Raw genomic sequence first — 12307 nt, 5'->3', positions numbered from 1 at the left:
CACATCACCTCTGAAGCACGGCAGCTAAATTCTCAGCTCTCCAAGCCTATTCAGTTAGGAATACCTGTTGCGAACGGCCTATACGTCAGCTGTACAGTGTTGTGCTGCTAAGATTACCTTCTCAGCTTCCAGAGTCAGCCGGTAGCCGTTCTTGCCCTCCCGGACAGCAAATCCCCAAGCCTCAGCGGCTGCCCAGGCGGGATCACTCCCCAGCCGGACCTCGAAGGCCTGACAGGCTTCGGCCCGCCTGCGCAATTCTTCACCGGCCCTGGGTTCATTCTTCCCGGCAACCTTCTGCCGCAAGGCTCTCCACAGCTCTACATCCGCCAGGGCTCTGTGCAGCCAGGGGCCTGCTTCCGTCTGGAACTTGGAATTCTCCATTTCAAGCAGCCGGCAGGAGACGCTCTCCAGGCGGTCGAAATACGCGTCAAGCCAGCGGATATCTCTGCTGTGCACAGCCTCTTTCAGTTCCTCATATCCTCCGCTATAGAGCTGGCTATTGAGATTCTGGCTGCAGAAGAACATCAGCTCCTCTGCCAGCTCTCCGGCAAATTCGCGGACCGACAGCTCCCAGGACAGCTCAGGCATATAACGCTCACTGTTCCACATATAGTGGGCCATGGTGTTCAATGTAATCTTGGAGCATTCCCACTGCACCATCGGATTCGCTACCACGGCCTGATGTCCGGTCTGGTCAAGCCGGGAATAACGCCCGCGAACCGGGTCCAGAAACAACCGGTCATAGTCGGCATCATTGACGGGGATGTTGTCCCACAGCCACAGCTCATGTCCGTAATGGCTGTAATTCTCCTGTGCCTGTCTGCTCCCGACCTGCCGGGCAAAGACGGCAGAGCCGGTCCAGAATACCTTGATCTCCGAATGCAGCTTCTCGCGGATATCCCGCTTATATTCGGTATCCCAGGAGGACCAATACTCAGAAGGGCACATTACCAGAGTAACCTTCTGCAATTGACGGCTTAGATAGTCATAGACACGGTTAGCCACATAGGCATGCGCCACTCCGGACCGTTCCAGGTAATGAAGGTTCTCCCCGGACAAGGCGTAGTCGATGTCGTCCATCAGCAGGGCGAAATGCCGAACACCAATAGCGATCATCGCGCTCAGCTTCCCCTCCAGACTGGCAAAATCATCTTCACTGCGAAACTGCAGATCGTTCCCCGGACTAATGCAATAATAGAAGTCCACCAGCTGCGTATCACATTCCTGCTTCAGCTCACGAATCTGCTCGAACAGATTCTCAGGATAAGGCTCACGCCATAGCTCGCGGTGATAGGGATCATCCTTGGGAGCGTGCATGAAGGTATTCATCCGGTGAGCTGCCAGATAGCGCACCGCATCCATCCGGTCCTCCCAGCTCCACGGCGTGCCATAGAAGCCTTCAATAATGCCGCGGACTGGAAAAGAGGGCTCATCATGAATAGTCGCCACAGGCAACCGGCACTTGCCTTCATCTACGCTCAGCAGCCGGTGCAGAGCATCCATTCCATACCGTAGTCCCCTCTTATTGGAGGCAGCTATCGTAACTGTGCCGTCCTTACGGATATCCAGCAGATAGCCATCCGCCTTAAGCGATCCCTCGTATTCCAGCTCCAGCTTGATATTGCCAGGGTCGGGTGTTTCCTCATTTTCTCCAGGCGGCTCAAGGATCACAATCGGGCCTTCGGCGGCAAGCGGCCACTCCCACTTCTGGATCAAGGAAAATTTTGAAGTCAGCCCGATTCTCAGCTGCTGCCCTTCCAGCACCAGCTCCTCACCCTGATCGTAGTAGTCCCGGAAGTAATACTGCCGTTCTCGTAACGGCATAGTCATAGTCATACTCACGCCCCCTTTAGCCTTCATAGCAAGTTAACTCTATCTCCCGGCTATTAGGCTTAATCCGTAACCTTCACGTTTCCGAACACAGCCTTGTTCCGTGAATCATTCCCGGGATTGCTGAGGGCAATCCCGATATATACTTTGTGTTTCATCGGGATCTGAATGGTTCCGACCGTCTGCCAGCTGTTCCCGTTTGAAGAAATCGACCCTTTGAACGTATTTCCGGTTCTCGTCAGCTTCAGCCATTTCGGAGCCGAAGCAGTTGCTGTATGGTCAGCCATACTGCCTGCGGTTTCTGTACGATACTGGAAGGTAGCCCCATTCGAGGGGGTAAGCAGCATATCCGCGTGCTTGGAATTATGGCTCAGGGACTCCCGGATCATAATACCGGCCTTGGCCCAGCCGTCCAGCCAGCTGGTGGACTGCACCTTAACCACAATCTCCGCATTGCCGCTCACGGGCTGATAGATATAATTCAGCTGATCCCCATTCCCCCAAATATCCGTAGAGCTGCTGCTGAGTGTAAATTGCTTATTGGAAGCATTGTAGGTGGCGCTCCCCGGCATGGAACCGATATTCCGCGCCTTCCATACTGCAGGCAGCTGGGCCGGATAATCTTGCTCTACCGGAGCCGTCCAGCCCGGCGTCGGCCAGGTCTCACGTTCATGGATGTTCGCCAGTTCATCTTCCGGCCAGGCCCCATAGGCAAAGAACGACAGGCGCTTCACTCCCGGATAATTCTCGCGGATTCCCTTGTAGACCTCCTGATATTGATCATCGGACCAGTCATTATCCAGGGTAGCTACAATGTCCACATCACTGCCGCTGATCCGGTCGCTTGTATCCTTCAGGATGCCGTAGGAGGTGCTGTATACCCAGTCACTGTTGAATTCCCAGTCATCGAAGTACGCCATCGGTGCGACAAAGTCGATCTCGTCCTTGAACTTGGCTACATTCTGTCCAACCTCTGTAAATTCCGGAGGCAGAATATACACACCAAGCTGCACATCCGGATTCGCAGATTCGGAAATGTCCTCACGGATATCGCCTACATACTGTCCGATTTGTTCGGTTCTCCATTCATTCCACTGCTGACGCTGCGGCGAATCCGTATCGAAGTCAATGCTGAGCGGCGAATACCCGAACTCCGCCTGATACTTCGCAACCGTGTAATCACTGACGTCCATGTTGTAATTGTCGAAGCGGATCCAGTCCAGCACAACGCCGTCCACATCATAATTCTCGATCACTTCCTGAATAATAGAACGCTCATACTGCTGCACTTCATGGTGAATCGGATTGACGAAATATTCGTTACCGTTAGAGCCCGTAAACGGAGTCTGAACCCCGTTCACCAGCGACTGCATCTGCCATTCATCATGAGCGAGGAAGGCCTGCTGGTCATGGAACTGGGGAATCCAGGCATGAACCTTGATGCCTGCGGCATGGGCTGCCGTGATGACAGCCTGCAGGGCATCGAAATTTTGGTAGCCCTGGGCAATGGGGGCGATATCACTCTGATAAAATACACTGCCGGACGGAACCTCATCATCTTCATCCTGCTTCACATTCATGCTGATGACATCGACCCCGTAGCTGGTGGACAGCGCAATGAAATTCTGGACATCCGTCATGTTCTTGAACTGGTTCACGGTCCGTACAATCACTTCCGTCTCAAATGGGGGATTGCTCTGCTCCTCGGCCTGGACAGGAAGGGGAAGGGAACTACCCGCTGCCGAAGAAACCAACACGATGCCTAACATTGCCATGAATCTCGATCTCAGTGTAAATGCCATAATATCGCCTCCACATCATAGTCTTATTGAACTCAGTGCTTCCTATATATCAAGAATTATTTCGTAGCGTTAATTTTCTTTACATTCTCCTGCCATTTTTCGGTTCTGAACTCTAGCAGCTTATCCAGCCCGGCTTTTGCGGTGTTCTTTCTGGCGGTATCCAGTGCCGCAAGCACCTCTTCATCCGACTTGGCCTGAACCATCTGAGCATAAGCAAGGGTATAGATATCCGCGACATTCTGGGCGATGATACCGGTCTCCGTATCGGGAAGCGGATCGGTATTTACGAATTGTGTAATGTCCAGCGCGGTTTTCCAGGTCACTGTGGACTGGGCCACGGTCTCCCATGATTTCTGGTTCGCGGAGAGCAGCGCCTCGAGGCTCATTTTGGCCGTATCAATGAAGGTCGTATTCCCGGCCCAGTTGAAGTCCTCGAATTTCCGCATCGTATCCGTGCGCTCGTTAGCAGGCGTCGTCTTGTATTTCTCGTTCGGAATCGGCGCTCCATCCGCATCCTCTTCATCCCAGTACAAGCCCTTAGGGCCGAAGAACAGCACCTTTTGCCCCTCCGGACCCGTAATCCAGTCAAAATAAGCGAAGATCGCCTCCGGGTCCTTGGCTTTTTTGGTAATCACACTGACGTTCCAGCCCAGCGTCTCAAAGCCGCTTACAAATACTTTATTCTTATCAATTCCGGCTTTGTGGACCGGCCAGATAATCTCATAACCGCTGTCCGGATTGCTTGCTGTCAATGCCCGGTGTCCCTCGGCTCCATACGTAGTAATATTGGATTCGACCATGACTGCTACCCGGCCGGTATTGACCTTCTCCTTGACCGCATCCTGGGTTTGCTGCAGTGCATCCTGCGTAATCAGCCGTTCACGGTACAGCTTGTTGATGTACAGCACCATCTCCTCATAAGCAGGATCATCCAGGATAGATGACAGCTTGTCGCCATCCGGGTATCCCATGAGTGTAACGAACTTGCTTGTGGAGTTCTCCTTGAAACCGCCATACATTATCTCCAGACCTGCCCCCTTCTCTCCAACCTCCAGAGGCACTACATCAGGATACTTTGCTTGCACCATGTGCAAATATTGATACAAGTCATCAAAGGTCTCCAGCGCCGGCCGGCCGAGTGCGTTATAGATATCCTTATTCACCATCCATCCGCCGTTGCCGAATTGCCCGGAGGTATACCAGTTCGGGATTTGATAGATTTTCCCGTCATCGGAACGGAGCAGATTCAGTGTCGATTCCTTCACATATTTCTTGAAGTTCGGATATATCTCATAGTAATCATCCAGAGCAACGAGCTGCCCGGCCTGCACCAGCCGTTCTACGGAAGACCCCCGGTCCGTAAAAATAACATCCGGCAAATCACCGCCGACGATCATCGTGTTCAGCTTTTCTCCGGCCGCTCCTCCGGATTGGATCGGTTCAACCGTAACCTTGCGGTTCTCCTGAATCCACTTCGTCGCCTCATTCTCCCCCCATGGTGATGTCGTGAGCCAGTCGTAGTTGCCATAGAAGCTGAAGGTGACAGGCTTGATCCCGCTGCTGTCATCTGTAGCGGCCCCGGTATTCAGATTGTTCTGTGAATTGTCAGAATTCCCCCCTCCACTGCAGGCAGCAAGCAGAAGCACTAGCGAAGTCAGCAACAGAGCTACCCATTTCAGGCGTTTGCGCATTCTTTTTCCTTCTTTCTACGTAAGATGGGGACTGCTATTCTTTCAATGAACCGACCATCACGCCCTTCACAAAGTACTTCTGGAGAAAAGGGTAGGTCAGGATAATCGGAATAGTAGCGATCATCATCGTAGCCATGGTCAGTGACTTCGTGGTAATCGTCCGATTCCGGTTCATATGATCCAGCGCAATCGCATTCGATGAGCCAATCTGGGTCATGATGTTGGAGTTCATTACCTGCCGCAGCAGCGTCTGTATAGGCAGCAGGCGATCCTCGGTAATGTAGATCGCTCCCGTAAACCAGTCGTTCCAGTAACTGACTGCGGTGAATAAGGCTATCGTAGCCAGCACCGGGCCGGAGACGGGTATCACGATCCGGAAGAAAATGCCGTAGTTGCTGCTGCCGTCGATTTTGGCGGATTCCTCCAGTCCCTCAGGCAGAGCATTGAAGAAGGTGCGGATGACAATCATGTTCCAGACGCTGATGATGCCGGGGATAATCAGAACCCAGAAGGTATCCAGCATCCCCAAAGAACGGATGAGTAAATAACTGGGGATAAGCCCTCCGCTGAAGAACATCGTAATCATGAAGAACACCATATATTGTTTGCGGAAAACCAGAGACTTCTTGGACATACCATAGGCTAACAAGGCTGTGAAAAAAACGGATAATGCCGTGCCGCTGAGCGTTCTAAGAATGGTGATCAAAAAAGAATTCAGCAGTCGGTCATCCTGAAACACAATATAATAATTCTCCAGGGTAAATGCTCTCGGCCACAGGGTTACACCGCCGAGCGCCGTATCGCTCCCCAGATTAAAAGAAATGACGAGCGCATTCCAAAACGGGTACAGCATGAGTAGCGCCAGCAGTGCCAAAAGGATATAAATACTCCGCTGCATCACTTTGTCGCCCAGGCTTAGTCTCATTGTTCGGCCCTCCTAAAAGGTTTATGGAGCATTGTTGTGGTATCTACCAGAGACTTACATCTGCCCGGCGGGCGATTTTGTTGGCTGTCACCAGCAGAATGACACTGATTACCGCTTTGAACAGCCCTACCGCTGTCGCATAAGAGAATCTGGCATTTAATATCCCGACGCGGTACACATAGGTATCGATCACATCGGAGTAGGGCCTGAGGATTGGATTGGTTGCAAGCAGCAGAATATCCTCGAAGCCCGCACTGAGCAGACCGCCGATGGCAAGAATCATAAAGATGACGATAATGGGGGTAATGCTGGGGAGTGTAATCAGGTGAATTTGCTTGAACCGGCTTGCTCCGTCTATGGATGCAGCCTCATACAGGGTCGGATCAATGCCGGCAATCGCAGCCAGATAGACAATACTTCCGAATCCGACTTCCTTCCACACATTTACACTTACCAGAATAGACCAGAAGTATTTGGGTACCGCAAGGAAGTTAACCGGCTCCTGGACCAGATTGAACCGCTCCAGCAGATAGTTCACCGTTCCGTTATCAACGGATAACAGCGAAAATACGAAACCGGATACAATAACCCAGGACAGGAAATAAGGTAAGTAGCTGACGGTCTGGATCACGCGCTTGAAGCCCATATGCCCGACTTCATTCAGCATCAGCGCAAGCAGTATCGGGGCAGGAAAAGAGATAATCAATTTTAACAGGCTAATTACAAGGGTGTTACGCATCACATTCCAGAACTCCGGCGCCTCGAAGAACATTCTGAATTGCATCCATCCTACCCAGGGGCTATTCATCATGCCGCCGAAAATATCGTATTGCTGGAACGCCATAACCACGCCATACATCGGAATGTAACTGAAAATGAATACAAAGATAATTCCCGGCCAAACCATAGACTGCAAATCCAATTGACTGTTAAATTTCTTCCACCTGCTCGGTTTCCCGGCCGTATTCATCCGCTTGACCTCCTCTGGACGATTCTATTGAAATAACGGCAAAAACGGTTTGTTCTTCTCCAGCATTTCATCCAGCAGCTGTTCAGCTACGGTGACCGAAGGCATGAGCGGATGATGAACCATCGCCTGCAGGGCCACATCCCGGTCTCCGTGCACAGCCGCCTCGATCGTAAGACTCTCATATTGCTTAACCGCAGCCAGCAGGCCTCTGACAGACTGGGGCACCTTGCGCAGCGGAATCGGCAACGGCCCCTGCTTGGTGACCATACAGTTCACCTCAATCGAGGCATCGTCCGGCAGGAAATCAATAATCCCGTTATTCTTTACATTCAGCGTCTGGATATCGCGGGAATCATTATGGATAGAGCGCATCAGCAGCACTGCCGCCTCCGAGTAATAGGCTCCGCCGCGCTGTTCCAGCTGCTTCGGCTTCTCCTTCAGCTCCACGTTCCGGTACAGCTCGAATAGCTCCTCCTCCACCTTCTTCACAACTTCAGCGCGTGATCCGGCCGTTGCCGCTGCTTCCTTCTGTTCCGCCAGCATCGCGTCCGTCATATAGTAATAGCTCAGATAATAGGAAGGGATAGCTTTCAGACCGTTCAGAAACCGGTAGTCCCAGGAATCAAACGGCACATTGCTTGCCTTATAGCTCTCGGGGTAATCAATAAGCTCCTGCAGCTTGCTCTTCCCGTCAATCACGACATCGGATACCCAGTGCAGATGGTTGATGCCGACAAACTCCGCATAGATCTTCTGCATGGGAAGCCCGAAGAATTCGGAGAGCCACTTCTGAAATCCGATCGGCGAGTTGCACAGGCCCACGCTTCTAACCGATGAATATTTGTGAACAGCTTCAGTCACCATCCCGGCCGGATTCGTAAAATTCAACAGCCAGGCATCCGGGGCCAGCTCCTCGATATCCCTGCAAATGTCCAGAATAACCGGGATGGTCCGCAGGCCCTTCATCATTCCTCCGGGACCGGTCGTCTCTTGACCGATGACACCGTACTCAAGCGGAATCAATTCGTCCCATTTGCGTGCTTCAAGCATCCCTACCCGGATCTGCGTGCAGACGAAGTCCGCTCCGGCAATGGCCTCCCGGCGGTCAAGCGTCGCTGCAACGGTAATCGGCAGTCCGGACTCGGCAATCATCCGCTTGCTCAGTTCCGTAATCGTATGTAGCTTCTCTCTTCCTTCTTCAATATCCACCAGCCATATTTCGCGGACAGGAAGCTCCTGGTGGTGCAGGATGATCCCTTCAATTAATTCAGGCGTATACGATGACCCCGCTCCGATAACAACCAGCTTCAATGTTTCCCCCATGATAATTGCTCCTCCTTACCCTGTGATAGATGATCAAGAACCTCCTGATTCACATGCAACCCGCTGCTTTCCATCGCCAGAACGACCGATCCTACAACCGGCTCCCGGGTTAAAATCCTTAATGTGCCGTCCGGGGCCGCCTGCTTCACTCTTCGCTCAATGGCCCGGCGGATGATGCCCGCACGGTCTCCCTTGGTCAGCAGGCTGCCTGCAAGCACGATGTCGAAGGACTCCTCCTCCATGGCCAACCGGCGGATAGCCGAGGCAGCCGCCAGACCCAGCTCATCCCCTTGCTTGACCAGCAGCCCGGTGGCCACCGGGTCCCCTTCCTCTGCCGCCTGAAACAGCAGCTCCGCAATTTGGGGAGGCAGGTCTCTGAAATGATCGAGGTAATCCTCTCGTAGCTGCGGGACATTGGAATAGCCCAGCAACTGAGTTAAGCGTTCGCTTAAGACCGTCTTCTGTTCTCTTCCGTCATCCGCCCTGAGGACGCTGCGGAAAACCTCCATACTTAAGTCATAGCCGCCGCCGAAATCCCCGAACCGGTAGCCAAAGCCGCCGCATTGATAGGTAGCACCCGCCGGATTTTTGCCGCTGCAGTTCACGCCTGATCCGCAAATCAGCACGATCCCGTAATTCTTCTCTGTCCCTGAACGCAAGGCATTCCAGGTATCGCAGGAAATCTCCGTCCGGGGAAGGCCGAGGCGGCCGATGATGGGCCGTAAAATTCTAAAATCGGCCTCTCTGTCCGCTCCCGCCAAGCCGAACCAGGAGTAATCCAGCTGATCCCTGGTCAGTCCAGAGGCCTTAATGGCTTCCGATACAGCCTGCTGTAAGCTGTTCTCTGCCTGCTCACGGTCCAGTTGATGATTCCCGTTCCCGCCCTTGCCTACGCCGAGAAGCTTCCCCTGTTCATCTGCAATCATTGCGTAGGTCTTACTGCCCCCTGCATCCACTCCCAAAAAATACTTCACAGATCATTCACTCCTAAATTTCAAGTTAATCGAACAGAAGCGGTAGATTCACGGATGAGAAGCTGAGGAGCAAGCTTCGTTACCGCAGGCGGCATCACCTCCCCATTGATCATTTTCAGCAGTAAGTCTACGCCGATATTGCCCATCTGCGCCTCCGGCTGTCTGACCGTCGTGAGCCGCGGGTAGAATTCACCTACGAACTGCTGATCATCAAAGCCGACGACTGAGATATCCTGAGGCACCAGAATCCCCTCCTCACGCAGCGCTTGAACAACCCCGAGGGCAATAAAGTCGTCTCCCGAAAAAATGGCTGTTGGCAGCTTATCTTCACGAATCCATCGCTTGGCCACCTCATAACCGCTGCTTACCGTAAAGCCGCAATATTCCGTGCTAAAGGGCGTTAGTCCCGCTTCATCCAGCGCCTGGACATATCCCCGTTTGCGCTCGGTTACACTCAGGAACTCCGAAGGGCCGCCGATATAAGCGATCTGAGTGTGTCCAAGACTAATCAAGTGCCTTGTCGCTTCGTACCCTCCCTGGTAGTTATCCACGAGGACACTGGGAACATCCTCATGCTGGAACTGGTTATCGAGCAGAACAACCGGAATGTTCTTACGCTTCAGCTCCTCCACATATTCCTTCTCCTCCAGCGGAGACAACAGGATAATCCCGTCCACGCGGTCCTTCTGGAACAGGAAGTTCACCCCATCATCGTCATTCTCGGCGATGGACAGGGCCAGGAAGTATCCCTGCTCTGCCAGCTTCCGGTTCACTACGCGAATCACCCGGTCATAGAAAGAATCGTTAAAGTTGTTAATCGACATCCCAATGACTCCGGTCTTGCCGCGCACCAGACTCCGCGCCGCTGAATTGGGCTGATAATTTAATTCCTCTATCGCATTCAGCACTTTCTGGCGGTTGCCTTCACGTACAGAGGGTGAATTGTTAAGGACTCTGGATACGGTCACCACCGAGAGCCCCGACTTTTTGGCTACATCATGAATGTTCATTTAAGTATCTATGCCTCCACGTTCGAAAGTTTAAACGATTTAACTTTTAGAGAAATAAAAAAGATTTACTCAGTATGCTACAACTTACAGCCTGACTGAAAAATCGGACATTGTACGTCAGCTTTGCATTTACCAAAAGCTTTAAAATCCTTTATAAAGTTTAAAGGTTTATACTTTACACAGATTTTACAACCAATTCCCCTATCCGTCAATCCATAAAATGCATCCGGACTTGACTTAATATTTCGGGAGGTTGGATCGCCGGGACTAGCTAAGAACAAAAAACCTCCCCTTCCCCCGAAGGGTAAAGGAAGGCTTAAACGCGGTGGGCTTGAAGCATTGAAGCTATGCTATACTAAAGATATGATAAGCCAAGTGAGGTGAAGCCAATGAACTGGGGAGAGATTACAGAATTACACCCAAGCCGCTTTGTACTGGTGGAAGCCATTAAAGCAAGCTCAAGTAACCGTATGCGTCAGTTAGAGGATATGGCAGTCATACAAGATTACGATAACCCGCAAGAAGCGTGGAGCGGCTATAAAAAGCTGCATAAACTTCATCCAAACCGTAAACTGTATGTCTTTCATTCAAGCAGAAATGATGTTGAGGTTGTAGAGGAATTCTTCGCAGGGGTACGGCAACGGATATGAAGTTACACCTGCTGCATGGCCTGCCTATTGTTTCTTTGACACTAACTCACGAAGGGAAATCCAGTTCTCTTAGAAATCTTTTATTTGATACTGGCTGTGCTGCAACCGTTTTTGATTCCGATCTACTAGCTGTAATAAGTATCAATATCGATTTTATTAACGGAAAAGCCAAGCGAATGTATGGGGTAGAAGGAACAAGCGAAATTTGTTATGAGCAGCAAATTCCCAACTTTTGCATTGAAGATATCGATTTGAGTGATTTCCCCATACAGCTTGGTTCGATTCAAGAGCCTTACGGCTTTGATGGAATTATTGGCATTGATTTTATGATGAGAACCAAATGTAAGGTAAATTTTGAAACCATGACCATCGAACTTGATAATTAAACCAAGCGATGCCCCCATCAGAGGTCGGCAAGCGCTTGGTTTATTTTTGCCCGCAACAAAAAACCTCCCCTCACCCCGAAGGGTAAAGGAAGGCTTAAACGCATCACCTCTGAAGCATGGCAGCTATATTTTCAGCTCCCCAAGCTTGATCAGCTCGACAACCGCTTGCGAACGGCCTTTTACGTTTAATTTTTGCATTACGTTTGAGATGTGGTTGCGGACGGTTTTTTCGCTGATGAATAACAGTCCGGCAATATCCCGTGTAGTTTTGTCCTGCACAAGAAGCTCGAATACTTCGCGTTCACGATGCGTCAGCAAAAATTTGCTATGATGTTCGTTGCCCTTCAATGGTGTCACCCCTCCTTGCCCTGGGTTTGTTTGGTATAACAAGGTAAAGGGATACAGTCAAAACATACTATGTGGAGGGGCAGTTAATGGTGCTGTCGCAGCATTAAATTGGGCGGGGGCAGGCGCGGAGCATGGACAAACCCGGTACTTCTGACCGGAATGCACACAAAAAACGGCTGCTGCTCCTTAGTCATTAAGGCGGCATCCGTCGGGCAATGTCTATAGAAACCACGCTGCTAAAGGGTTGCTCAGGAAAAAAATATTGCTGAACATCCTTCCTGCCCGCAGCGTGAAATGGCTAACGTTACCGGTCCGTCACGCCCTTGCGGTCACGCCGGTTTCTCCGGTAAGGCTTGTTGCACCCCCAGTGTAAAGTATGAAATGGATTCCATAGCAAG

At 51.4% G+C, this 12307-nt stretch carries 11 protein-coding genes; 2 read left to right on the top strand and 9 right to left on the bottom strand.

Annotation, left to right across the window (positions count from 1 at the left end; all coding sequences use genetic code 11):
• Positions 1-78 precede the first annotated feature (78 nt).
• From NSS64_RS02815 to NSS64_RS02780, 8 genes are read right to left on the bottom strand one after another with little or no spacing between them, the layout of a single operon-like run.
• Positions 79-1836 (bottom strand): protein O-GlcNAcase, encoded by a 1758-nt coding sequence (locus NSS64_RS02815; protein WP_341139144.1) that lies wholly within the window; start codon positions 1834-1836, stop codon positions 79-81.
• Between the two features lie 56 nt (positions 1837-1892).
• On the bottom strand, positions 1893-3632 hold the full coding sequence (locus NSS64_RS02810; protein WP_341139143.1) for a family 10 glycosylhydrolase: 1740 nt from the start codon (positions 3630-3632) through the stop codon (positions 1893-1895).
• A gap of 56 nt (positions 3633-3688) precedes the next feature.
• Entirely contained in the window at positions 3689-5323 is a 1635-nt protein-coding gene (locus NSS64_RS02805; protein WP_341139142.1) for an extracellular solute-binding protein, read from the bottom strand.
• 34 nt (positions 5324-5357) lie between these two features.
• Positions 5358-6248, bottom strand: coding sequence for a carbohydrate ABC transporter permease (locus NSS64_RS02800; protein ID WP_341139141.1), 891 nt, complete (start codon positions 6246-6248; stop codon positions 5358-5360).
• Positions 6249-6291: 43 nt separating this feature from the next.
• The gene (locus NSS64_RS02795; protein WP_076083030.1) at positions 6292-7218 is read right to left on the bottom strand and encodes an ABC transporter permease; all 927 of its coding nucleotides are present in this window, start codon (positions 7216-7218) and stop codon (positions 6292-6294) included.
• A gap of 24 nt (positions 7219-7242) precedes the next feature.
• On the bottom strand, positions 7243-8541 hold the full coding sequence (locus NSS64_RS02790) for a 6-phospho-beta-glucosidase (RefSeq protein WP_341139140.1): 1299 nt from the start codon (positions 8539-8541) through the stop codon (positions 7243-7245).
• The gene (locus NSS64_RS02785; RefSeq protein WP_341139139.1) at positions 8526-9515 is read right to left on the bottom strand and encodes an N-acetylglucosamine kinase; all 990 of its coding nucleotides are present in this window, start codon (positions 9513-9515) and stop codon (positions 8526-8528) included. Before NSS64_RS02785 ends, NSS64_RS02790 begins: the two co-directional genes overlap by 16 nt.
• Positions 9516-9535: 20 nt before the next feature.
• Positions 9536-10525, bottom strand: coding sequence for a LacI family DNA-binding transcriptional regulator (locus tag NSS64_RS02780; protein WP_339311404.1), 990 nt, complete (start codon positions 10523-10525; stop codon positions 9536-9538).
• A gap of 389 nt (positions 10526-10914) precedes the next feature.
• Between NSS64_RS02780 and NSS64_RS02775 the strand changes: the two genes are divergently transcribed.
• A complete protein-coding gene (locus tag NSS64_RS02775; RefSeq protein ID WP_341139138.1) occupies positions 10915-11175 on the top strand; it encodes a hypothetical protein in 261 nt (86 codons plus the stop codon).
• Positions 11172-11561 (top strand): hypothetical protein, encoded by a 390-nt coding sequence (locus NSS64_RS02770; RefSeq protein ID WP_341139137.1) that lies wholly within the window; start codon positions 11172-11174, stop codon positions 11559-11561. Before NSS64_RS02775 ends, NSS64_RS02770 begins: the two co-directional genes overlap by 4 nt.
• A 123-nt stretch (positions 11562-11684) precedes the next feature.
• On the opposite strand, the gene NSS64_RS02765 is transcribed toward NSS64_RS02770, so the two are convergent.
• The gene (locus NSS64_RS02765) at positions 11685-11909 is read right to left on the bottom strand and encodes a helix-turn-helix domain-containing protein (protein WP_019908812.1); all 225 of its coding nucleotides are present in this window, start codon (positions 11907-11909) and stop codon (positions 11685-11687) included.
• Positions 11910-12307: the final 398 nt, after the last annotated feature.

The organism is Paenibacillus sp. FSL H8-0122 (genome assembly GCF_038005345.1).
GTDB lineage: Bacteria > Bacillota > Bacilli > Paenibacillales > Paenibacillaceae > Paenibacillus_AQ.
This window is presented reverse-complemented; position numbering and strand designations above follow the sequence as displayed.